Origin of the sequence: Paenibacillus sp. FSL P2-0136 (assembly GCF_037975325.1) — a bacterium.
Taxonomy (GTDB): Bacteria; Bacillota; Bacilli; order Paenibacillales; family Paenibacillaceae; genus Paenibacillus_AQ; species Paenibacillus_AQ silagei.
Genome location: NZ_CP150244.1, coordinates 3,780,154 through 3,801,254 on the forward strand (window position 1 = coordinate 3,780,154; position 21,101 = coordinate 3,801,254).

The following is a 21,101-nucleotide window of genomic DNA, read 5'->3' on the forward strand; positions in this document are numbered from 1 at the left end:
CAATTAAAAATGCGACCCTGCTCGTCCAAGGCAATCAGACGGGACGGGGTCGCATTGTTATATCCGGAATAAGCTTAAGCTTCCTCTTCCGGGATCTCCTGGGTATCCAGTGCTGCATCCAACAGCTGATTGTACAGATCATCGTCATTCTCCAGCAGCGCATCCACTTCCAGGAACTGCTCCTCACTCCCCGGTTCACCGGCGAAGCTCAGACTGTAATCCCATTCGGTTCCACGAGAGCTGAAGAATGTAATCTCATAAGGGGAACGGTGATTCTCTAATGTAAATACCGTTCTCCCCACAAAACTTCTATCCTCTACGCGTTTCATTTCTGCTTTGGTGATTTCCAGGTTCATCCTCTTTCCTTCCTTTCATCTGATCATGCCCACAATATTCAGTATAACATTGATATGTCAGCATTTCTCTTTCCTTTTGCGCTGTAATTGACTTTTTTCATCCGGCGGTTAATAATTTAGTACAATGCTTATACAGAGCTAAAAATTATGGTAATGGAGGAAATGTCAATGACTGAAACAGAGCTTCAGGACAAGCTAAGTAAATACGCTGATTTAGCAGTACAAATCGGTGTGAATGTTCAGCCGGGACAAATCCTGGTTGTGAACGCTCCGATCACTGCGGCTGAGTTCGTCCGCCTGATTACGGCCAAGGCTTATGCCATTGGCGCCAGCCAGGTGAAGGTGAACTGGAGTGACGAGTTCATTACCCGCCAGCAGTTCGAGCATGCCGCACCCGAAGTATTCACCAAGGCCCCAACCTGGTTTGCCGGTGAAATGACTGAGCTTGCAGAGAACGGTGCCGCCTTCCTGTCGGTCATTGCCGAGAACCCGGATGCCCTCAAAGGCATTGATCCTGAGCGGATTGCGAGCTTCCAGAAGACACGGGGCGCAGCGCTTACGAAATACCGTGAATTGCAGATGTCCGACAAAGTCAGCTGGAGCATTGTAGCGATCCCGTCCCAGCCTTGGGCAGACAAGGTGTTCCCTGAGGTCCCTGCTGACCAGCGCGTAGACAAGCTGTGGGAGGCCATCTTCCATACCGTCCGTCTGGACCGTGAGGACCCTGTTGCCGCCTGGCAGGAGCATCTGGACACGCTGGAGTCGAAGGCCAATGTTCTTAACGCGAAGAAGTACGCGAGTCTGCACTACATAGCACCCGGAACTGACCTTAGCATTGAGCTGCCTGAAGGCCATTTATGGGCGCAAGGGGACAGCATCAATGCCAAAGGTCATTCTTTTGTCGCCAACATGCCAACGGAAGAAGTGTTCACAGCTCCGCTGAAAACAGGCGTGAACGGTACGGTCCGCAGCACGAAGCCGCTCAGCTACGGCGGAAATGTAATTGACGGCTTCTCGATCACTTTTGAACAGGGCCGGATTACCAGTGTGAGCGCTGAGCAGGGCCAGGAAGCCCTCGAATATCTGATCAGCCTGGATGAAGGCGCCAAGTATCTCGGGGAAGTTGCACTTGTGCCGCATCAGTCGCCGATCTCGGAATCAGGGATTCTCTACTTCAATACCTTGTTCGACGAGAATGCCTCCAACCATCTGGCTATTGGCACTGCCTATGCCTTCTGTCTGGAAGGCGGCAAAGAAATGAACCAGGATGAACTGACCGACCGCGGCCTCAATAACAGTGTGACTCACGTTGACTTCATGATCGGCTCGGCCGAGATGGATATCTACGGAATTACCGCTGACGGTACGCGCGAGCCGGTCTTCCAGAAGGGCAACTGGGCCTTCTAACCCCTTTATAAGCTATTGCATTTCATTAGATAATGAATGGAGCTGAAGCTATTGCTGGATTTCAACCAAAAGCTGGAGAATTACGCACTGCTCGCTGTAAAGATCGGCGTTAATATTCAACCCGGCCAGACCCTTGTCGTGAATGCGGATATCGTATCGGCTGAGCTGGTCCGCCTGATTGTACGCCAGGCCTATGAAGCAGGTGCGAAGCTCGTCAAGGTTAACTATTCCGATGAATTCGTCACCCGCACCCGATATGATCTCGCACCGTCCGAGAGCTTCCTGGAGCCGCCGAAGTGGCAGGCTGATGAGCTGGAGGATCTGGCACGGGGCGGAGCGGCATTCCTGACAGTCATCTCCGCGAATCCGGACTTGCTGAACGGAGTAGATGCAAGCCGCATTGCGGACCATCAGAAGACCGCCGGTCAAGCTATGGCTCCTTACCGCGAGATGCTGATGGCTAACCAGGTCAGCTGGACCGGCCTCGCCTTCCCATCCGCCTCTTGGGCCGCGAAGGTGTTCCCGGATGCTGCGCCTGAGCAGCAGATTGAACTGCTCTGGGACGCCATCTTCAAGGCCGTGCGCGCAGACCAGGAGAATCCGGTGCAGGCCTGGAGTGTCCATCTGGCCGGCTTGAAGCAGCGCTGTGAGCTGTTGAACGCGAAGAAATACCGCAAGCTGCACTACACGGCTCCGGGCACCGATCTGACGATCGAATTGCCTGAAGGACATATCTGGTGTCAGGCGGGTGCGGTGAACAGCCGCGGCATGTCCTTCCTGGCGAACATTCCGACCGAGGAAGTATTCACCGCTCCGCTGAAGACGGGTGCGAACGGCACGGTCCGCAGCACGAAGCCGCTCAGCTATGGGGGCAACATCATCGACCGCTTCAGCCTGACCCTGGAGAATGGTAAAGTTACAGACTTTACCGCTGAAGTGGGCCAGGAAGCCCTCGCTTCCCTGCTGGCCATGGATGAAGGTGCCGTCTACTTCGGCGAAGTGGCGCTTGTGCCTTTCCACTCCCCGATCTCGGAGAGCGGCATCCTCTATTACACTACCCTGTATGACGAGAATGCTTCCTGCCATCTGGCACTTGGCGCTTCCTACGCCTTCACCCTGCAGGACGGCATTAATATGAGCAAGGAACAGCTTGTAGACAAGGGCATGAACCAAAGTCTCACTCATGTAGACTTCATGATGGGCTCCCCGGAGATGAATATCGACGGAATTGCCGATGACGGCTCCACCGACCCGATCTTCCGTAATGGAGACTGGGCGTAAGCCTAATCTTTGTACTATGAATGAGACCCCGCTATCTCCTCTTGAGGAATATGGCGGGGTCTTTGTGTTTACCAGGGGACTTTTCCCCTGAGAGTGCTATGTGATGAGAGTGCTATGAGATTTAATGAGTGAGTGGCTGATTGCACTTTCTGCAATAGAATTCACGGAAACTACGGTTAAAACACCTTCTGCTGCATTTCGTACAACAGATTTCCGGATTTCAGCTCCAAACCCCCGTTTTCTCAAAATTCTAGTGTATAAAGTGCAATAGATCCATTTTTTCGGCGAAAATAGCGCTCATCTATTGTATAAAGTGCAACCGAAGGTGAAGTTAAGTGGGTCAAAGCAACCCAAATAGCCCAAATGTGAACATTCAGTCAAAGAATTTTCACAATATTGTTGAAATTAGTTCACAAATATGTCACAATACAATTATAGATAGTGTTTACAGTTCCAAAAGAGGAATGTTTTAGTCCATGAATAATCTAAGGAGGGAATTCAGATGAAAGAAACTTTCACTCATGACAACACGGATTCTATGGAAACAGAACGTCTGGAAGTCCAGGCTCCCAAAGACTTAAGTATCGTTGCCTCCGACGCCATCAAGTACACCGCCTACATCATGCTGCTGTTCGGATTCCTGTACTTCCTGGTTGCCTACCTTGGCCCCATGCTGTAAGGCTGCTTCAATATACACAAGATACGCAGTACAATCACATATTCGTAAGCGCTTACGGCCAGTCTCCTGCGGGAATGAGATTAGCCGTTTTTATTTGTATCCCATGTCAAAACGCCAAAAACGGCAGCCCTCTTCATATGAAGGACTACCGTTCTTTGTCTACTTCCAGCCCAGCGCCTTGTTGATCCAGGCAACCGCCTCCGGTGCCCACGCCGCTTCCATACGTGAACGCAACCAGGCTATCGCCTCTTCTCTCGATCCCTCAAAGGGCAGAATGCCCGCTTCATGCATCCAGTGCCCCGAGGTTTCAAAAGAGGTGCTGTTCCAGCCATTCGGCTCTCCGTCCGCATTCACCCGTTGCTTCACGCCGGAGATTACGATATCCAGAGACCCTTGCAGCTCCGTTACTGCATTGTCAAAAGCCGTTTTCTTCTCCTTGGCCTTCATATCCGCCATAGAGCGCAGCTGGCGTGTCTCTATTCCCTCATTCGCCCGGATAATCTCCAGCAGAGTCAGTGCTTCTCTCGTGGCCAGGCCGCTCTGATACCGCTCTTCTAGAGACTGCCGAGGCCCGAACGCTGCCAAGTAAGCCGGAAGCCACTCGCGGGATACGAGCACGGCTTTTTTCTTGATGAATTTTCCGTAGCCGGCTAAGCCTTCTCCGGGAAATCTGACCCGCCAGCGCCAGGGGTCCAGCTCTGTATCCGTATGCCAATTCTCCGCCAGCGTCAGCCCGTTCACAGACGGATGCTCCGGGATCAGGGGTGCCAGCGGCACAATCCCCAGTCGGGCGACTACCTCAGCCATCTCTTCAAAGGTGGTTACATTCTCTTGCTTACCTGCTCTGCCCACGTCATTCAGCCTCCTACATCAATCTGGCTTGTACACCAAATTAAGCTTATCACTATAAACGGGAAAATTCACTTCCTGCAGGTTAATCACATTTTTTAACTTCGCCCCGATAGTTAGCCATTCGAAAACTGGCCCCGCATCCACATGAGGCTTTGGCATTAGGGTTATTCATGGTGAATCCGCCTATCATTCCGCTTTGTTCATAGTCAATTTCGAGACCATCGATATATGGAATACTCTTCGTGTGAACTAATAGACGAAATTTATCTTTATTGAACACCACATCCTCCTCTGTTTGCTGCTCATCCAAGACAAGGGTATAAGACAATCCGCTGCATCCCCCTTCTTCAACACCTACTCTAAGAAAAGAGTGCCTTGTATCAGCGGTTAATAAGATTTCGGCGATTTTCTCTGCTGCGATCTCACTGACCTCAATATTCATCTTCATTCCTCCTATACAAGCTTAGTTTAGTTTTGGCAACCCCAGTCCATTAAACAAGGTATGAACGTAGCGAGGGCTACTCCTTTTGGTGTAAGTTCATACATGGTTTTTGTAGGGCGCTGCGGACTGGTTCTCTTGACCAGATTATGATGTTGAAGCTCCTTTAAACGCTGGGAAAGGATTCTTTGCGTAATGGAAGGGATACTCCGGGTTATTTCGCTAAATTTCTTCGGACCGCAAGAAAGAGTGAATAAGATATGGATCGTCCATTTAGACCCGATGATGTCATAGGCTATAAGAAGTTTCTCCTTATCCTCATTGGACAATGACCGGTACACCCTCTTTCTTAGGATCAGCATTCTTGATGGATTGCGGTGAGATCCGGGTGCTGGCAATGATACTTATGACGATCAACAAGAGATGGAAGCCCATGGCTACAATTAAGCCGGATTGCAGTGACATTCCAGCAGCCTGACACACTACAAGGATGGAACCCCCAATCCCGATAACTACACCGGGTGTAAAAGAATCCGCAAATTGCAGATTTGCCGAGGTTTGGCCCGCGCCGCCTTCCCCTGTTTGGGAAAAGGCTACAACACCGCTAACCGGATGCGCCAATCCAATGCCGACCCCGGCGATGATCTGACCCATAACTGCAACGGCAATAGAAACAACCGGTATCCAAAAGACGATGGCAATCCCTATGGCAAGCAGAAATACCCCCAGAATAATTCTCATATGACGTCCACGGCCCTGATCTGCCGCATCCCAACGTCCTTGCACATACGCAATGATACACCAGCTTAGTGCAGCACTCGCTACGATTAAACCCGCCTGAGAAGGTGTAATTCCTCTCACATCAATAAGAGCCAATACCAGGAAATTCTGTGTGCTGGCATAGGCAGCGAAGAACAGCCCGCGTGTTGCCAGAATCGCTGGCATCCCTCTTCGCAGCGTAAGCGTTCCCTTAGGCAGCAATTGACGGAGCGGTAATATCATACCGACGAGGCCAATCAGGCCGAAGACAAATCCCATCATACTCGGAAGCATACTTAGAGCAATCAGGAAAAGGCCTGTACCCATCGTTAAGAGTAACGCCATCCAAGTAGATGAAGATCCGCTAGCCCCTCCCGTCTGCTGCACTTTCAATTTCCTGAAAGCAGGTAAACTAAGCACTGCTGAAACAACCAGCACAGGTAAGATCCCCCAGAAAACAAACCGCCAGGACCACTGATCTGCTATAAGGCCTGCTACATATGGACCGAGCATGGACGGAAGAACATAGGCTGTACCAAAGGCTCCAAGTATTTTGGCACGTAACTCATCCGGGTAACTTAAGGAAATAGCCGTATACACACAAGTCATCATAGCTCCGGCACCCAAACCTTGCAGGGCCCGTGATCCAATCATGATATACATATCGCCTGCTGTTGCAGCAGCGACCAGTCCTGCGATAAACAACAACAGCGCATAAGTGAAGGGTGCAGCAGGGCCTCTTTTATCTATGATCCGACCGACGACCAGCGTTCCGATAATCTGTGCAAGCAGATACGTACTGAATATCCACCCGAACAAGCTAAGACCGTTCAAGTCTCCGGCAATCGAAGGAGCAATGGTGGTTACGGACAGACCTTCGAATCCAACGGCCATCACTGACAGGATAATTCCTATGGATAGTGCAAAGTAACGCGGACTGAAAATACTTTGATGATTAGACGACATGAATGGTGACCTCCAAGAAAGTTTGGTATGTATACATCGTATCCGGATACTTAGTAAACATTTTTGTTTATAATGTCTAAGCTACAGTCCGGCTTTGACTTTGTCAACATTTTTGTTTAAAATGTAGGGAGTGATGTAGATTCAGTTGCTTCAAACAGGAGGTGCACCATGAGCCGGAATCAAATCAAAAAGGATGTCTCCACCAGTACCCGAAGAGCGATCATTGATCTGTTAAAGGAGCGTGGGGGCATGGATGTTATAACCCTCTCCTCTCAATTTTCGTTGTCTGGAATGGCTATTCGTCAGCATTTGAATGCACTGAAGGAAGAAGGATTGGTTACCAATGTGGAAGAGGCGCGTCCCATGGGCCGCCCCACCAAGCTGTGGATATTAACTCCCGCGGCTAATCGTTTTTTTCCAAGCGGATATTCGGATTTATCCATCAGTCTCATTAATTCGATGAAAGAGGCATTTGGCAATGAAGGGCTGGACAAGCTTCTGGATGTTCGAAATAAAAATATGCAGGCACAATATCTTCAGCATCTTGGCGCTGCATCGGATGTGAGAGAGAAATTGGAGAAATTGGCTGAGATTCGAACGAATGAAGGTTATATGGCCGAGGTTAAGGAGCAGGAGGATGGCAGTCTCTTATTCATCGAGAAACATTGCCCGATCTGTGAAGCGGCGGCTGTATGTACCGGGTTATGCAAGAATGAGTTGCATTTATTCAGAACGGTTCTAGGAGATGATGTTCATATTGAACGAGGGGAGTACATTTTACAGGGAGGCAGAAACTGTATTTACACCGTTAGGCAACATAAGCCGTGACAACAAGAGCAACCTCACTTGGAGATTGCTCTTTGTTGTTATTTCAGGCTGTCTGCGTCCGATCCCATACAGCGGATTCCCGCAATATAGGTGTTAATCAGCCGGGTGAGAGTGACATTCAGGTCCAGCGGCATTCCAAATCCGCCCTGGTGCTCCAAGGTGGAGAATCCGTGCAGTATACTCCGCAGTCCACGGACGGCATGCAGATTGCCTTCCTCATCCAAGCCGAATGCGGATATCACCTGGATGATGAGCGACAGGATCTTCCCGCCCGCCGCTTCCAGAGCGGTGTCTCCTTGTTCGGGTGCTTTTAGCGTCGTCTGATACAGCCCCGGGTGCGCTCTGGTGAATCCGATGTATGCCTGACTCATGGCATGTACTGCAGCCTCTCCGCTTAGCCCCTCCGTTGCCTCCGATATGACCTCATACAGCTGCTCCAGACCATATACCGCCATCAGTGTACGCAGCCCCGCAAGCCCGTTGATGTGATTATAGAGTGACGGAGAACGGACACCCAGCTTCGCGGCAAGTGCAGCCAGCGTCACTGCTTCCATCCCGTATTCATCCGCCAGCTCTGCGGCAGCCAGTACCAGCGTGTGCGTGTCCAGACCTGCTCTAGCCATGTACCCTCTCTCCTCCCTTTACTTGCCCTTCGGCCTCCGCAGCCGCCCGCTTCATCGCCTCTACCGGAGCTATAAGCAGATCACCATGTCCTACCGCCAGTACAGAAGGGGCAAGATCAATCAGCCTGTAGGCACTGACTAAGGCCTGTTCGGGGCTCCAAGTCGCCATAGCCGGAAAAGGAAACCAGGGAACCTTCTTGCCGGACACCGCCGTGGCCCGGAAGGTCTGGAACGCATCACCAGCGATCAGCGCTCCACTGCGCTGGTCCTGAAAAGACATCGATCCCGGCGTATGTCCGGGAGTGCTGAACGCTGTCAGCGAGCCGATGCTATCGCCGTCATGCAGTAGAATGTCGGGGCGGGTCACTATTTTGGCGGGTACACTGCCCTTAATAGGAGTCTGCAGCTCACCGGCTCTGAGCGAGCGGTCACCAGCCAACAATGCAGCATCCCGCTCCGAGATATAGACCTTAGCCTCCGGCACCTCCTTTTTCAAGGCATCAAGCGCCCCGACATGATCCATATGACCATGAGTGAGAATAATACGGGTCAGCGGCTTACCAAGCTTGGCAACCTGATTCAGAATCCCTTGCAGACTATAGGACATTCCCGCGTCAATAAGTGTAAGCTCCTGTTCTTCCTCGATCAAATAGCAATTCACTGGAAAAATACGCGGCAGCCACGTAAGCTGATGCAAATGGCCTTCTCTTGTTACTCTCATCGTAACTTCCTCCTCGAAACTAATATCATTAGTAAAAATATAAACTAATTAGATTAGTTTATCAAGAGATATTTACTCATACAAAAGTTAACGGCTTACACAGCGGTGTGGCGACATCCGGTCCCTGCTCCTCGCGCCAGTCCAATGTAATCGGTTTTTCGATTACATTGGGTCCGCACGCCCTCGCTCCGCGCAATGTAATCGGTTTTTCGATTACATTGCGTCCGCCCGCCCTCGCTCCGCGCAATGTGATCGGTTTTTCGATTACATTGAGTCCGCACGCCCTCGCTCCGCCCAATGTGATCGGTTTTTCGATTACATTGAGTCCGCACGCCCTCGCTCCGCCCAATGTAATCGGTTTTTCGATTACATTGAGTCCGCCCCCCTCGCGGCTGATTATCTCCTGAACAGCCAAAAACACCACCCGCATTGGATGGTGTCCTGAACGATCAGTGTGATCGAATTTGTCTATTCCCTTCTATACGCGTCCCGGCCCGTCTCCCAATCAGCCAAACCGGCCCATAATGTATTCCTGCGTCATCTGGTTCTCGGGGTTCGTGAAGACCTTCTCGGTCTTGTCGTATTCCACCAGAGAGCCGAGATAGAAGTAGGCGGTGTAATCCGAGATCCGTGCGGCCTGCTGCATGTTGTGGGTGACGATTACGATGCGCAGCTCCTCCTTCAGCTCCTTGATCAGCTCCTCCACCTTACCGGTCGAGACCGGGTCAAGGGCCGAGGCCGGCTCATCAAGCAGCAGGATCTGCGGGTTGACCGACAGCGCCCGGGCGATACACAGACGCTGCTGCTGTCCGCCGGACAACGCCAGAGCGGAATCCTTCAAGCGGTCCTTGACCTCGTCCCACAGGGCGGCGCGGCGCAGGCTGCTCTCGACGATTTCATCCAGCGCCTGCTTGCCCTTGATGCCATGATATTTCGGGCCGAAGGCGATATTGTCGTAGATCGATTTATAGAACGGATTGGGCTTCTGCCAGACCATGCCGATCTTTTGCCGCAGCTTGATTACATCCGTGCCTGTAGCATTGATATCCACACCGTCAATCCAGATGCTGCCCTTGGTCGTAGAGCCGGAGATATCGTCATTCATCCGGTTCAGTGAACGGAGAAAGGTTGATTTCCCGCAGCCCGACGGGCCGATCAATGCGGTAACCGTATTCTGGGCAAAAGGAAGGCTAATCCCCTTCACTGCCTCATACGTCCCATAATAAATACTCAGATCCTCCGTTTGAAATGATTCGCGTACGACTGGCTCTGCTATTCCCATCCCTTACTCCTCCTAAAAGTTCTGATAGCTTACACGTTCTGACTCTTCTGCGCAAAACTCGCTTCGGAAGCCTGTGCCCTCCCTGTGTGTAACAAGCCTAGCTCATTCTCTTGGATGCAGTAAGCTTGCGGTAGATGAATCTGCCGAAGTAACGGGCAGCCAGATTGAAGATTAATACGGTCAGCACCAGGACGGCTGAAGCACCCGCTGCGATCTGAAGTGCATCCGGGGCCAGGCCCTCACTGTTGACCTTCCAGATGTGCACCGCCAGCGTCTCCGCCGGACGGAAAGGATTGAGCGGTGAGGATGGGCTAAGCGGATTCCAGTTGCTGAAGTCCAGGCGCGGGCTGCTCATCCCTGCGGTGAACATCAGCGCGGCTGCTTCGCCGAACACACGGCCAGCCGACAGAATCGTGCCGGTGATGATCGTCGGCAACGCTACCGGGAGCAAGACCGAGGTAACGATCTTCCACTTGGATAATCCGAGTGCGAAGCCTGCCTCCTTCTGCTGCTTAGGGACCGTGCGGAAGGCTTGTTCCGTGATACGTACCATTAGCGGAAGGTTAAAGAAGGTTAACGCGAGCGCACCCGAGATCAGGGAGAAACCGAGATTGAAGGTGTTGACGATCAGCAAGAGACCGAACAGACCCACGATAATCGACGGGAAGGAAGACAATACCTCCACGACCAGACGGATGAAGTTGGTCAGCTTGCCGGGACGGGCATACTCCGCCATGAAGATTCCGGCACCCAGCCCCAGCGGTACCGTGATGATCAAGGTCAGCACCAGCAGGAACAATGAGTTGAACAGCTGCGGCCCGACGCCTCCGCCTGCGCGGATCTTTTGCGGCGCAGAGGTCAGGAAGTCCCAGCTAATATGATTGAAACCGCGGATCAGAATATATCCGAGTAAGCTAACCAGGATGGCAACGATCAGCAATGCAAAGGTTACGATAATGACAGTGGCTATTTTATTCGCAGTTCTCGGCTTCAAATTTTATTTCTCCTTTCGAGCATTCTCACCAGCAGGACGAATACGAAGGTCATCAGCATCAGCACCAGCGCCATACTCCACAGCGCATTGTTCTGCGGTGAACCCATCGTGGTATTCCCCATGCCCAGCGTGATGACACTGGTAAGGGTGGACGCGGACTCGAACAGGGAGTGAGGCACGAACGGCGCGTTACCGATAACCATCTGCACAGCAAGAGCCTCGCCGAAGGCGCGGGCCATGCCAAGCACTACACCCGTCATAATCGCCGGGAAGGTCGTCGGGAGAATAACCCGGGAGATCGTCTGCCAGCGTGTGGCACCGAGCGCAAAGGATGATTCTTTCAAGTTTTGCGGCAATGAAGCAAGCGCGTCTGCAGCCACGCTGGTAATCGTCGGCAGAATCATGACCGACAGCACTAGCGCGCCTGCAGCCACCCCGATGCCCTGTCCGGGCAGCGTATCCCGCAGAAATGGAACAATGACGCTTAAGCCTACAAACCCGTAGACAACAGATGGAATACCTGACAGCAGCTCGATCACCGGCTGCAGCAGCTTTTTACCCCAGCCCGGCACAATCTCTGTCATGAAGAGCGCAGCGCAGATACTGAGCGGACTTGCGATAAGCGCAGCCAGCAGTGTGACCAGGAAGGAACCCGAGATGAACGGGAAGGCTCCGTAGGAAGGTGTGTCTGCTTCAGGTGACCACTTCGTGCCGAACAGGAATTCAGAGACCTTGACCTCACCGCTCACGAAGTTGGCCACGCCTTTGGAGGCTACGAAATAGACCATGGATATAATGATGACAATGAGCAGCAGCACGCAAAAGGACATATAAATACGTCCGATTAAATTTTCTATATGATGTTTTTCCAGCCGCTTGTTTGTTGGTTGTCCCCTCAAGATGCTCCCTCTTTCTAAAGTGAAAAGAGAGGCAGAGTTTATCCGCCTCTAATCACATTAAAGTTTAAATCCAATCCCAACTGTGAACCGTTGAAGCTTATTTAGGTGTTACAGTACCTGCAACATCACGCGATACCTGCATTTTGGAAGCCGGGATGTAGCCAAGCTCGACCACGTCGCCAGTCTGTACTTCATCCGTCAGGAAGTAATCCAGGAACGCTTTTACAGTCTCATTAGGTTCACCGTTAGTGTACATGTGCTCGTAAGCCCATACCGGATATTTACCGGCCACTACGTTGTCTACAGAAGGCTCTACGCCGTCATAGTTTAATGTTTTTACGGAATCATCCAGGTAGGACAGTGCCAGATAACCGATAGCTCCTGGTGTTTCGCCGATCATTTTCTTAACTGTACCGGAGGAATCCTCCTGGATCGATTTCTTCAGATCCTCGGTTTTGGTACCAAGGGCGAAGCTCTCAAAGGTAGCACGGGTACCTGAGCTTGCTGGACGGTTGATGATCTGGATGGCCTGGTCTGCACCGCCGACCTCTTTCCAGTTCGTGATTTTACCTGTGAAAATATCCACCAGCTGTTGCTTGGTCAAGCTGTCTACGCCTGCCGCCGGGTTGCTTACTGCCGCAATCGCTACAACCGCCACCTGATGATCCACCAGCTCAGCCGCCTTTGCAGCATCCTTCAGCTTCTCTTCAGCGAATACGTCCGAGTTCCCGATATCGACTTGCTTCTCAGAGACCTGAGTCAAGCCTGTTCCGCTGCCGCCGCCTTGAACCTGAATGTCCACGCCTGCATTCGCATCCATGAATTTCTCAGCGACCTGCTCTACGAGCGGCTGAAGTGCTGTGGAGCCTGATGCCAGGACCGAACCACTCAGCTTCGCACCGCTGCTGGATTCTGTGTTTGTAGCAGCCGGTGTATTCCCTCCGTTATTGGTTGTTGCCTTATTTCCCCCGTTGTTTCCGTTGCCGCATGCTGAAAGTGCCAGTACGCTGGTAAGAGTCAAAGCCATGATCCACGATTTTTTGAATTGCATTGTTTTTTTTCCTCCTAAAGGTTTTGTGAGTGTCTGCTGCGTTCCATCTGCTTCGTACAAAACTCACTTGGGAAGCATTATTGTGTGTCTATCAGCGTCTCTTCTGACTCTTCTTATTCTAGGGCCCGTTCGTTAGATAAAAGTACTGAGTTTGTAAACCGGAGGATAAAAGTTATAATATTAATTGAGTAGTTGAATAGATAAAATCTATATCGAAACAACAATAGGGGTCTTTCTGCCCCATCCCCGGAGGAATCTTCATGAACCTTGTAAAGCTGCAAATCTTAGTTCTCATCGAAAAATATAAAAAAGTAACGGATGTCGCCGCCGAGATGAATCTTAAGCAGCCAACCGTCTCCTTCCATATGAAAAGTCTGGAGAGTGAGCTTGGCGCTTCCCTCTTCCAGTACCGGAGCGGCCGGGTCCTGCTGACGGATGCCGGACGCGCCTTGTATCAATATGCGGTCCGTATTGTCTCGCTGAGCGCCGAGGCCGAGCGGACGGTCAAACAGTTCACCTCGCTCGCCTCGGGGAATCTGGAGCTTACCGCAAGCGATATCCCTGCCAGTTATCTTGTGCCCAAACTGCTGTCGCAATTCACACAGCAATATGACGGGATCGATGTCTACTTATCCGTACTGCCGGATGACGCCATCCGGGAACGTCTGCGCAGCCGGGATATCCAGCTCGCCGTGCTGCATAGTGCAGAGGGCCAGGATGATACCTTCCATACGCAGGTGATTGCGGAAGAGGAGACCGTGCTGGTCTTTGCGCCGGAGCATCCCTTTGCGGGGGAGCAGGAGCTGACCGCCCAAGCCGTAGCCCGCGAGCCTTGGGTGCAGCATGAAGCCGCCTCCTTCTTGCGCGGAATCTCCGACCAGTGGGCACAGCTTAATAACGTAAGGGTCTGGAACCATGCGGTACTGGGCTCGCCGGAGGCCGTCAAGGGGATGCTGTACACAGGCAGAATGGTGGGCGTGTTCTCCCGCTCCGGGATTGAGGGTGAAGTAGCGGCGGGCCGACTGGCTTATGCGAAGCTGCCCGGAATTCTTCCGGCTGACGGCTCCTTTGTGCTTGCCTGGCGCAAGGACTATACGCTTTCCCCGCTCCAGCAGGCTTTTGCCGGGATGGCAGCGGGTTCTGCACAAATAAACGGTATCCCCGGAGCGCCTGTGTAACTGCGCTAACGGGGATACCGTGTGGTGGTGAACCTTATTATCTTTTGACAGCAACCAGGGTGAAGGTCTTGGGAATTCCCTTATCGTACACATCTGACGACAGGTTGGGCTCCTCCACCAGCTCTCTTATAATCAGTCCGCTGGCTGCGGCAGCAGTAACCAGCTCGCCCAGCGTCCAGCGCCGCCAGTAGACGACATTCGGCTTGTCCGCCTCCGCTGCTGCTCCTGAAGAAGGCATGTATTTGGAATAGGACACCTGCTTCTCTTCAAGCGCCGTATCGAAATAATCCCCGCTCACCTTATGCTTGCGCACCTTGGCCGTCGAACCCTTGGAGGAGATCAGCTTGGTCGTTACCGGATGGAAATCCCGCAGTACGAACGTTCCGCCCGGTGCCAGCAAGCGGTAGGCCGTAGCCATGAACGGAGCCAAATCCGTAAAATAGTGAACAATCCCCATTTCGGCAAAAACTGTATCATACGAGCCGTTAAGATGCGCTTCCGGCAGCTCCAGGACATCCGACACGATATAGTCAAGCTGCACTCCGGCCGCCTGCGCGAGTTCACCGGCATAACGGGCATTGGCCTCCGAGAAATCCGCGACAGTCACCTCAGCCCCCAGCAGCCCCAGTGCCACCGCCTTCATGCCGTTGGAGCCCATCAGATTCATGATCCTCCGGCCCTTCACTTCACCGAGATAGGTATTCAGCGGATACAGCTTCCCCGCAGGGTCCTTCGACAGCTTCTCCGCAGCCTCTGCAGGGGTTCCGAACCGGCTGGTCCAGGCCGCATAGGTATCCTCATTCCACAGCTCCTCGCTTGTAGGTGCCGCCTCCTTATTGAGGCCATCCGGTTCATTCTGATTAGGTTCGTTCATTGCTTTCGTTACCCCTTTATCTATGTTCTATAAAATGTAATCAAGTTTGCCTCACGGGTCTGTCCGCGTATAGCTAGGAAGCGTTCGGCAGAGACTGCCGGAGCTTCCTAGCTTTCCTGCGCCCGGCATACAGATAGACGCCCAGCCCGGCCATGACCAGCACGCCACCCGCCCACTGAAGGCCGCTAAGCTGCTCACCCAACAACAGGAACGCTAGAATGCTCGCGCCGACAGGCTCTCCCAGGATATTCATGGAGACGGTAGTCGCCGACGTATATTGCAGCAGCCAGTTGAACAGGATATGGCCGAAGACGGTGGGTACCACCGCCAGCAGGACGAAGATGCCCCATTCCCGGGCCGGATAATCGAAGAACGGTGTGCCGGTCACGAGATTGTAGACGGCAAATACAGCGGCCGCAGCGATAAATACAATCAGGCTGTACAGATAGGACGGCATACGCGCCACCAGCTTTTGTCCAAGCAGCATATGTGCGGCTACCGCTACGGTTCCGCCAACCGACAGCATGTCGCCCTTCAGATTCTCAGCAGACAAGCCAATGTCTCCCCAGCCGATAAAAGTAACGCCGAAGATGGCAATCGCCATCCCCAGGATAGCAAAGATCGAGTTACGCTCTTTATACAGTATGTACGCACCGAGCATAATGAATAACGGCTCCAGCGCCATAATCATCGTCGAGCTGGCCACCGAGGTATAATTCAGCGAACCCATCCACAGCAGAAAATGCAGGGCAAGCATGACACCGGACACGCCCAGCAGTAGCCAGTCCTTCCGCCGCAGCTGAAAGAGTGCCCCGCTATAGGGACGGGCGAACGGCAGCATCAGCAGGGAGGTGAACAGCAGGCGGTACATCCCTTGGACCGATACGGGCGCGGAGGACCATTTGATGAAGATAGAAGAAAACGAGATGGCCACAATTCCGATTACCATCAGGAGAGGCACGGGAACGGGCGGTTTATTGGTACGCATGACAGAACGCCCCTTCATAGGATGTAAGACTCATTATGTTAATTTAACGTAAATCGGCGAAAAAAGCAGCATTTTTTCATATTCAACGCAAAACAAAGGCACAGAACCGCCTCTGAGGGGTTCCATGCCTTATAGAAGCTCAGCTGACAGAGGCTACTCTCCCCTGTTACGGCTTAAGCACTACCTTGATACAGTCCTCTTCCTTCTCCTGAAATACCTTGTAGCCATGTTCTGCGCGGCTGATCGGCAGCCGGTGGGTGATAATATCTGTGGGATCGAACTTGTTCTCCTTAATCATCTTGTAGAGCTCAGGCATATAATGGATCACAGGAGCTTGGCCCATCTTCAGCGTGATATTGCGTTCGAACAGATGGCCCAGCGGGAACATATTGTAATTTAGGCCATAGACACCGATTAACTGAATGGTGCCGAACTTGCGGACCACCTCGGAGGCGATACGGAAAGCCCCCAGCGAACCGCCTTGCAGCATCAAGGCTGTCTCCACCTTCTCTACAACCGTCTTCTTGGCATCCAATCCCACGCAGTCAATCACCACATCCGCTCCGCCGCGTGTAATCTCCTTGAGATTCAGCTCTACATCCTTGGTCTGCTCAAAATTGACCGTCTCCACTTGATTCGTCAGCTTCGCATGCTGGAGCCGGTAATCGATATAGTCCACCGCGATGACACGGGATGCGCCTTTCATCCAGGCGAACTTCTGTGTCAGCAGGCCTACCGGGCCACAGCCAAGCACAATGACGGTATCACCGGGCTTCACACCGGCATTCTCGACGCCCCACCAGGCGGTCGGGACGATATCCGAGAGGAACAGCAGCTTCTCGTCTTCCATCTCCGCGTCCTCCGGGACGACAAACGGCCCGAAGTTGCCGTAAGGCACCCGCAGCAGCTCCGCCTGCCCTCCGGCGAATCCGCCGTATGAATCCGAATAGCCCAGGTAGCCGCCGGTATCCTTCGCTTCATTCGCATGGTCACATTGGCTCTCCATCTCATGCTGGCAGAAGAAGCATTGCCCGCATGCTACATTGAACGGGACAATGACCCGGTCGCCCTTCTTGACCCTGGTAACCTCCGGGCCCACCTCTTCCACAATCCCCATCGGCTCATGTCCGATAATGTAGTCATCATGCATTCCCGGTATTTCTCCGTTATAGATATGCAGGTCAGATCCGCAAATAGCGGTTGTGGTTATGCGGACGAGGATGTCATCCTTCTTCTCAAGCCGCGCATCGGCGACCTCCTTCACTTCAACTTTCTTCTTTCCCTGATAAGTCACTGCCTTCATGGTATAGGTCACTCCTTCTGAAATGGGGCTGCTTGTTACACTATCTTATGTTATAGCCCCAAATCGTCCGGATTTATCCGTGCAGCAGCGGAGAATACATCATCAGGGCGTGGTTCTCGGCCACCGCTTCGTCTCCGGCAAGCTCTCCGCTATGCGTCAGCACTCTGCGCCGGATCGCGTTGCGCCGGATATACCCGCCCCACGGCTCCAGGCTGATGCGGTGCCCATCTTCATAGACTTCATAATGGTAGAGCTGCTGCCCTGCACAGCGCCATTCTCCGTACAGATGAGTCTCATCCAGGTGCAGCTTAAGCTGATAAGCATGCTCTGTATCATTGCGCAGCTGGAGATCCAGATAATTATAGGCACAGGTAGCCCCGCTGCCAAAGGGCTGGGTCCGCTGCTCATCGGGGAAGACATCATAGCTGTGCCGGTGCCGCTCGGTAACCGTAAGCGGCGTATGCAGCGTCATCCAGTAGATCAGATTGGACAATTGGCAGAGCCCGCCGCCTGTGCCGGAACGGAACCCGCCATAATGGAGCACCATTCCGTCCAGGTAGCCTTTTCTCCTCGTGGGCTTGCCGATCCTGCGCCAATAAGAGAAGTCCTCGCCCGGTTGAATGACAAGCCCGTCCAGCTTCGCCACCGCGAGCCTCAGGTTCACGATTTTGTTGTGCTGAAGCTGCATATCCACATTGCGCAATTTGCGCAGCAGCGGTGTAGCATGGCTGGCCGCACCGTACGGCAGGGCTTCAGCGCGTTGTTCTGTAGCCAGGCGTCCGCTGGCTGTGATCCATTTCCAGTATCTTTTCCAGGTGAAATACCGCTTCCCTGCAAATAGTCGCAGCTTGGAACGCCGGATGGGCTTCATGTTGCTGATTACCGAATTCATGGAATGATTTCCTCCCTCTCCCACATCATTGTTCAATTATAGTACAACTGAACCGGCCGGAGGCTACAATTCTGTCCCATTTCTATTACAGCAAAAGACCGGAACTCCCCTATAGCGGAAGTCCGGCCTTCAGTAACTCTATTCAACTTCATCCCGGCAGCGGGCGCGCTATTTCCCCCGCTTATTATGCCAGATTAATGCATGTAATTGCGGCAGCACCCGTGCACGGTTCATTTGCGGATCGGCAATCACCCGCTCGAACAGCCATTCCAGCCGCCCCAGCAGACGGCCTGAGATGTCACCTTCCTCGGTGACGTTATCGTTGCCCGGCTGCAGGAACAGCGGGACCTCAGGGTACCTGAAATGGACCTTACGGGCATATTCATAATCCTCCTGGTTAAAAACAACCACCTTCAGGCTATGCGCAGCCTTGCCGTTATCAGCGACTCTATGCATAATCTCATCCAGCTTATCCCAGTCTGTCTGCATCCCGGAGCTGGGCGGCTTGGGGCTGACCGTCAGCACATCCACCTCATGGAACCAGTCCTGCCAACGGCTGCCCTGCGTCTCAATCGCCGACTGGATGCCCCGCTCGTGGAGGAGGGAGATGAATTCTCCCATCGCCTCCCCGATCAGCGCCGGGTTCCCCCCGGAGATGGTGACACAATTGAAATTCTCCCCGGCCAGCTCCAGCAGCCCGGCGAGAATCTCCTGCGGCTCCATCATCGTTACTTTATCCTTGGCCGAGCCGTCCCAGGTGAAGGCGGAATCGCACCAGCCGCAGCGGTAGTCACAGCCGTAGGTGCGGACGAACATCGTTTTGACACCAATCACCGCGCCTTCCCCCTGAATCGTCGGGCCGAACATTTCAATCACGGGGATTCTACTCATGATCGCAGCCACCATACAGCCGGTAAGCCGGTCCCTCCTCGGGAATATCTGCTGCCAGCACCTCAGCCCAGGAGGTCGGAGTCTCCCATAGCTTGACCGAATACACCGGCAACGCCGCTTGTTTCAGCTCATAGGCAATGTAGGCAGACAGATTCTCCGCTGTGGTGCGGAAGGAGAGCATCGCTACCTTGGAGCCGGTCGCCTTCAGCGTCTCCAGCACAGGCTCATTGCCCATCGCCAGAAAAGCATGATCCAGCCGCCCAACCACCGCCCCCTGCACAGCCGCCTTAATATCGCTGAAATCAATGACGAACCCTTCATCCGACTGCCCTTCTAGCGCGGACGGCACACCCTTCAGCACTACCTCCAGCTTGTAGGTATGCCCATGCAGATTGCTGCATTTCCCTTTGTGTCCGATGAGCTGATGGGCAGCGTCGAAGGTGAATATTTTGCAGACCGCTACTTCGCCCCGCATTATAGTCCCACCTCCTGACGCTCTGCCACATATTGCTCCAGGCCGCGCTTACGCAGAAGACAAGCCGGACAGGTGCCGCAGCCGCTGCCAATGATTCCGTTATAGCAGGTCAATGTCTGCTCCCGGATATAATCGAACTGGCCCAGCTCGTCCGCCAGCTTCCAGGTTTCTTTCTTGTCCAGCCACATGAGCGGGGTATGAATGACGAACTCCACATCCATCGACAGATTAAGCGTGACATTCAGCGACTTCACGAACACATCGCGGCAGTCCGGGTATCCGCTGAAGTCCGTCTGGCAGACCCCGGTGATAATGTTGGAGTAGCCAAGCTGCTTCGCCAGAATGGCCGCAAAGGACAGGAACAGCAGATTACGTCCATCCACGAACGTGCTGGGCAGCTCTTCTCCTTCTCCTGCGGTAATGTCAATATCATCGCGGGTCAAAGCGTTTGGGGCAAGCTGGTTCAGCAGCGCGAGGTCCAGAATATGCTGTTTCACGCCGAACCTCGCGGCAATCGCCTTGGCGACTTCAATCTCGGCCGCATGGCGCTGATTATAATTGAACGTGACCACCTGAACCTCCTGGAATTCCTGCAATGCCCACGCCAGGCAGGTCGTGCTGTCTTGGCCGCCGCTGAAGACGACTAATGCTTTTCTATTTACCATAATGATCTCTCCTCCTTATTGCTCTGTGAAGCTGGCTTCTGCGGATTAACGGTTGTCCACTTTCTCGGGATACAAATCATGATTCATCAGCCGGTGCTCGGCCATCGCCTCATATTTGGTTCCCGGACGCCCCCAGTTACAGTAAGGATCGATGGAAATGCCGCCGCGCGGCGTGAATTTGCCCCACACTTCGATATAACGCGGCTCCATCAGCGAGATCAGATCATTCATAATAATGTTGACACAGTCCTCATGGAAATCCCCATGATTGCGGAAGCTGAACAGATAGAGCTTCAGTGACTTCGATTCCACCATTCGGATATCAGGAATGTACGAGATATACATCACCCCGAAATCCGGCTGACCGGTCACGGGACACAGGCTGGTGAACTCGGGACAGTTGAATTTGACAAAATAATCACGGCCGGGATGCTTGTTATCGAACACCTCCAGAATCCCCGGATCATAGCCGAACTTGTACTGCGTGCCTTGGTTGCCCAACAGGGTAACCTCCTGCATTTCCTCTTGCATTCTGCCTTCTGACATGACAAAAAACCCCTCTCTTTTCCCTAGGCCCCTGGCCTGAACTGGAAAGAAGAACGAGATTTCGAAAACCTGGCTCTACTAAAAATAGCTTAGTTTTTTATAGAGGGAGTTCGCGAACCTCTCCTGCGCGCGGCGCAGATTCCTTCTTTATC

24 protein-coding genes and 1 riboswitch are annotated in these 21,101 nt (G+C 52.9%); of the genes, 5 read left to right on the top strand and 19 right to left on the bottom strand.

Translation table 11 applies throughout. The annotated features are described in order from the left end of the window. Positions 1 to 74: 74 nt before the first annotated feature. Positions 75 to 356 (bottom strand): hypothetical protein, encoded by a 282-nt coding sequence (locus NYE26_RS15735; RefSeq protein WP_036726604.1) that lies wholly within the window; start codon positions 354 to 356, stop codon positions 75 to 77. A 162-nt stretch (positions 357 to 518) separates the two neighbouring features. On the opposite strand from NYE26_RS15735, the gene NYE26_RS15740 reads away from it, so the two are divergent. From NYE26_RS15740 to NYE26_RS15750, 3 genes are all read left to right on the top strand, one after another. Next, the gene (locus tag NYE26_RS15740) at positions 519 to 1,763 is read left to right on the top strand and encodes an aminopeptidase (protein WP_200869557.1); all 1,245 of its coding nucleotides are present in this window, start codon (positions 519 to 521) and stop codon (positions 1,761 to 1,763) included. Between the two features lie 51 nt (positions 1,764 to 1,814). Then, positions 1,815 to 3,044, top strand: a complete 1,230-nt coding sequence (locus tag NYE26_RS15745; RefSeq protein ID WP_339257507.1) for an aminopeptidase — start codon at positions 1,815 to 1,817, stop codon at positions 3,042 to 3,044. Positions 3,045 to 3,546: 502 nt separating this feature from the next. Beyond that, positions 3,547 to 3,723, top strand: a complete 177-nt coding sequence (locus tag NYE26_RS15750; RefSeq protein ID WP_155991496.1) for a hypothetical protein — start codon at positions 3,547 to 3,549, stop codon at positions 3,721 to 3,723. 159 nt (positions 3,724 to 3,882) lie between these two features. Here NYE26_RS15750 and NYE26_RS15755 read toward each other — a convergent pair whose 3' ends face one another. The 3 genes from NYE26_RS15755 to NYE26_RS15765 form a co-directional block, all read right to left on the bottom strand. Beyond that, positions 3,883 to 4,575, bottom strand: coding sequence for a hypothetical protein (locus tag NYE26_RS15755; protein ID WP_339257198.1), 693 nt, complete (start codon positions 4,573 to 4,575; stop codon positions 3,883 to 3,885). Positions 4,576 to 4,657: 82 nt separating this feature from the next. Further along, positions 4,658 to 5,017 carry an iron-sulfur cluster assembly accessory protein gene (locus NYE26_RS15760; protein ID WP_339257200.1) on the bottom strand — a complete coding sequence of 120 codons (360 nt, stop codon included), beginning with the start codon at positions 5,015 to 5,017 and terminating at the stop codon, positions 4,658 to 4,660. 315 nt (positions 5,018 to 5,332) lie between these two features. Next, a complete protein-coding gene (locus tag NYE26_RS15765) occupies positions 5,333 to 6,739 on the bottom strand; it encodes an MFS transporter (protein WP_339257202.1) in 1,407 nt (468 codons plus the stop codon). Positions 6,740 to 6,907: 168 nt separating this feature from the next. Between NYE26_RS15765 and NYE26_RS15770 the strand changes: the two genes are divergently transcribed. Continuing rightward, complete coding sequence (locus tag NYE26_RS15770; protein ID WP_339257204.1) at positions 6,908 to 7,567, top strand: metalloregulator ArsR/SmtB family transcription factor; 660 nt, start codon at positions 6,908 to 6,910, stop codon at positions 7,565 to 7,567. Positions 7,568 to 7,605: 38 nt separating this feature from the next. On the opposite strand, the gene NYE26_RS15775 is transcribed toward NYE26_RS15770, so the two are convergent. The 7 genes from NYE26_RS15775 to NYE26_RS15805 all read right to left on the bottom strand — a co-directional run bounded on the left by NYE26_RS15775 (position 7,606) and on the right by NYE26_RS15805 (position 13,137). Then, positions 7,606 to 8,190 (bottom strand): TetR/AcrR family transcriptional regulator, encoded by a 585-nt coding sequence (locus NYE26_RS15775; RefSeq protein WP_209873878.1) that lies wholly within the window; start codon positions 8,188 to 8,190, stop codon positions 7,606 to 7,608. Then, positions 8,183 to 8,911, bottom strand: a complete 729-nt coding sequence (locus NYE26_RS15780; protein ID WP_339257210.1) for an MBL fold metallo-hydrolase — start codon at positions 8,909 to 8,911, stop codon at positions 8,183 to 8,185. Before NYE26_RS15780 ends, NYE26_RS15775 begins: the two co-directional genes overlap by 8 nt. A 76-nt stretch (positions 8,912 to 8,987) precedes the next feature. Continuing rightward, positions 8,988 to 9,326, bottom strand: coding sequence for a hypothetical protein (locus NYE26_RS15785; protein WP_339257212.1), 339 nt, complete (start codon positions 9,324 to 9,326; stop codon positions 8,988 to 8,990). Between the two features lie 90 nt (positions 9,327 to 9,416). Next, complete coding sequence (pstB, locus tag NYE26_RS15790) at positions 9,417 to 10,193, bottom strand: phosphate ABC transporter ATP-binding protein PstB (protein WP_036695365.1); 777 nt, start codon at positions 10,191 to 10,193, stop codon at positions 9,417 to 9,419. Positions 10,194 to 10,290: 97 nt separating this feature from the next. Further along, positions 10,291 to 11,187 (bottom strand): phosphate ABC transporter permease PstA, encoded by an 897-nt coding sequence (gene pstA, locus NYE26_RS15795; RefSeq protein ID WP_339257214.1) that lies wholly within the window; start codon positions 11,185 to 11,187, stop codon positions 10,291 to 10,293. Beyond that, positions 11,184 to 12,086, bottom strand: coding sequence for a phosphate ABC transporter permease subunit PstC (gene pstC / locus NYE26_RS15800; RefSeq protein WP_200869555.1), 903 nt, complete (start codon positions 12,084 to 12,086; stop codon positions 11,184 to 11,186). The genes pstA and pstC overlap by 4 nt, the downstream gene beginning before the upstream one ends. 97 nt (positions 12,087 to 12,183) lie before the next feature. After that, a complete protein-coding gene (locus NYE26_RS15805) occupies positions 12,184 to 13,137 on the bottom strand; it encodes a phosphate ABC transporter substrate-binding protein PstS family protein (RefSeq protein ID WP_339257216.1) in 954 nt (317 codons plus the stop codon). A gap of 260 nt (positions 13,138 to 13,397) precedes the next feature. Between NYE26_RS15805 and NYE26_RS15810 the strand changes: the two genes are divergently transcribed. Further along, complete coding sequence (locus tag NYE26_RS15810) at positions 13,398 to 14,315, top strand: LysR family transcriptional regulator (protein WP_051478110.1); 918 nt, start codon at positions 13,398 to 13,400, stop codon at positions 14,313 to 14,315. A gap of 37 nt (positions 14,316 to 14,352) precedes the next feature. Here the strand turns inward: NYE26_RS15810 and NYE26_RS15815 are convergent, their stop codons facing one another. From NYE26_RS15815 to queF, 8 genes are all read right to left on the bottom strand, one after another. Next, positions 14,353 to 15,189, bottom strand: a complete 837-nt coding sequence (locus NYE26_RS15815) for a class I SAM-dependent methyltransferase (RefSeq protein ID WP_339257218.1) — start codon at positions 15,187 to 15,189, stop codon at positions 14,353 to 14,355. 73 nt (positions 15,190 to 15,262) lie between these two features. Next, entirely contained in the window at positions 15,263 to 16,177 is a 915-nt protein-coding gene (locus NYE26_RS15820; protein ID WP_036726580.1) for a DMT family transporter, read from the bottom strand. A gap of 166 nt (positions 16,178 to 16,343) precedes the next feature. Continuing rightward, positions 16,344 to 17,480, bottom strand: a complete 1,137-nt coding sequence (locus NYE26_RS15825; protein WP_036726578.1) for a zinc-dependent alcohol dehydrogenase — start codon at positions 17,478 to 17,480, stop codon at positions 16,344 to 16,346. A gap of 73 nt (positions 17,481 to 17,553) precedes the next feature. Then, entirely contained in the window at positions 17,554 to 18,372 is an 819-nt protein-coding gene (locus tag NYE26_RS15830; RefSeq protein WP_339257220.1) for a VanW family protein, read from the bottom strand. Positions 18,373 to 18,540: 168 nt separating this feature from the next. Then, positions 18,541 to 19,263 (bottom strand): 7-carboxy-7-deazaguanine synthase QueE, encoded by a 723-nt coding sequence (gene queE, locus NYE26_RS15835; protein WP_339257222.1) that lies wholly within the window; start codon positions 19,261 to 19,263, stop codon positions 18,541 to 18,543. Beyond that, positions 19,256 to 19,738, bottom strand: a complete 483-nt coding sequence (locus tag NYE26_RS15840) for a 6-carboxytetrahydropterin synthase (protein ID WP_339257224.1) — start codon at positions 19,736 to 19,738, stop codon at positions 19,256 to 19,258. Before NYE26_RS15840 ends, queE begins: the two co-directional genes overlap by 8 nt. Next, positions 19,738 to 20,403: a 7-cyano-7-deazaguanine synthase QueC gene (gene queC / locus NYE26_RS15845; protein WP_339257226.1), complete on the bottom strand. Its 666-nt coding sequence runs from the start codon at positions 20,401 to 20,403 to the stop codon at positions 19,738 to 19,740. The genes NYE26_RS15840 and queC overlap by 1 nt, the downstream gene beginning before the upstream one ends. Positions 20,404 to 20,448: 45 nt before the next feature. Next, complete coding sequence (queF, locus tag NYE26_RS15850) at positions 20,449 to 20,949, bottom strand: preQ(1) synthase (protein WP_339257228.1); 501 nt, start codon at positions 20,947 to 20,949, stop codon at positions 20,449 to 20,451. An 83-nt stretch (positions 20,950 to 21,032) separates the two neighbouring features. Then, positions 21,033 to 21,076, bottom strand: a riboswitch (PreQ1 riboswitch). Positions 21,077 to 21,101: the final 25 nt, after the last annotated feature.

Bases quoted from the DNA above. Each gene is read 5' to 3' on its own strand.
- queC (WP_339257226.1), bottom strand. From the start codon at position 20,403: ATGGTAAATAGAAAAGCATTAGTCGTCTTCAGCGGCGGCCAAGACAGC.
- NYE26_RS15810 (WP_051478110.1), top strand. From the start codon at position 13,398: ATGAACCTTGTAAAGCTGCAAATCTTAGTTCTCATCGAAAAATATAAA.
- NYE26_RS15780 (WP_339257210.1), bottom strand. From the start codon at position 8,911: ATGAGAGTAACAAGAGAAGGCCATTTGCATCAGCTTACGTGGCTGCCG.
- NYE26_RS15815 (WP_339257218.1), bottom strand. From the start codon at position 15,189: ATGAACGAACCTAATCAGAATGAACCGGATGGCCTCAATAAGGAGGCG.
- NYE26_RS15820 (WP_036726580.1), bottom strand. From the start codon at position 16,177: ATGCGTACCAATAAACCGCCCGTTCCCGTGCCTCTCCTGATGGTAATC.
- NYE26_RS15825 (WP_036726578.1), bottom strand. From the start codon at position 17,480: ATGAAGGCAGTGACTTATCAGGGAAAGAAGAAAGTTGAAGTGAAGGAG.
- NYE26_RS15760 (WP_339257200.1), bottom strand. From the start codon at position 5,017: ATGAATATTGAGGTCAGTGAGATCGCAGCAGAGAAAATCGCCGAAATC.
- NYE26_RS15750 (WP_155991496.1), top strand. From the start codon at position 3,547: ATGAAAGAAACTTTCACTCATGACAACACGGATTCTATGGAAACAGAA.
- NYE26_RS15830 (WP_339257220.1), bottom strand. From the start codon at position 18,372: ATGAATTCGGTAATCAGCAACATGAAGCCCATCCGGCGTTCCAAGCTG.
- NYE26_RS15770 (WP_339257204.1), top strand. From the start codon at position 6,908: ATGAGCCGGAATCAAATCAAAAAGGATGTCTCCACCAGTACCCGAAGA.
- NYE26_RS15765 (WP_339257202.1), bottom strand. From the start codon at position 6,739: ATGTCGTCTAATCATCAAAGTATTTTCAGTCCGCGTTACTTTGCACTA.
- queF (WP_339257228.1), bottom strand. From the start codon at position 20,949: ATGTCAGAAGGCAGAATGCAAGAGGAAATGCAGGAGGTTACCCTGTTG.
- NYE26_RS15805 (WP_339257216.1), bottom strand. From the start codon at position 13,137: ATGCAATTCAAAAAATCGTGGATCATGGCTTTGACTCTTACCAGCGTA.
- NYE26_RS15775 (WP_209873878.1), bottom strand. From the start codon at position 8,190: ATGGCTAGAGCAGGTCTGGACACGCACACGCTGGTACTGGCTGCCGCA.
- NYE26_RS15735 (WP_036726604.1), bottom strand. From the start codon at position 356: ATGAACCTGGAAATCACCAAAGCAGAAATGAAACGCGTAGAGGATAGA.
- NYE26_RS15840 (WP_339257224.1), bottom strand. From the start codon at position 19,738: ATGCGGGGCGAAGTAGCGGTCTGCAAAATATTCACCTTCGACGCTGCC.
- pstB (WP_036695365.1), bottom strand. From the start codon at position 10,193: ATGGGAATAGCAGAGCCAGTCGTACGCGAATCATTTCAAACGGAGGAT.
- queE (WP_339257222.1), bottom strand. From the start codon at position 19,263: ATGAGTAGAATCCCCGTGATTGAAATGTTCGGCCCGACGATTCAGGGG.
- NYE26_RS15740 (WP_200869557.1), top strand. From the start codon at position 519: ATGTCAATGACTGAAACAGAGCTTCAGGACAAGCTAAGTAAATACGCT.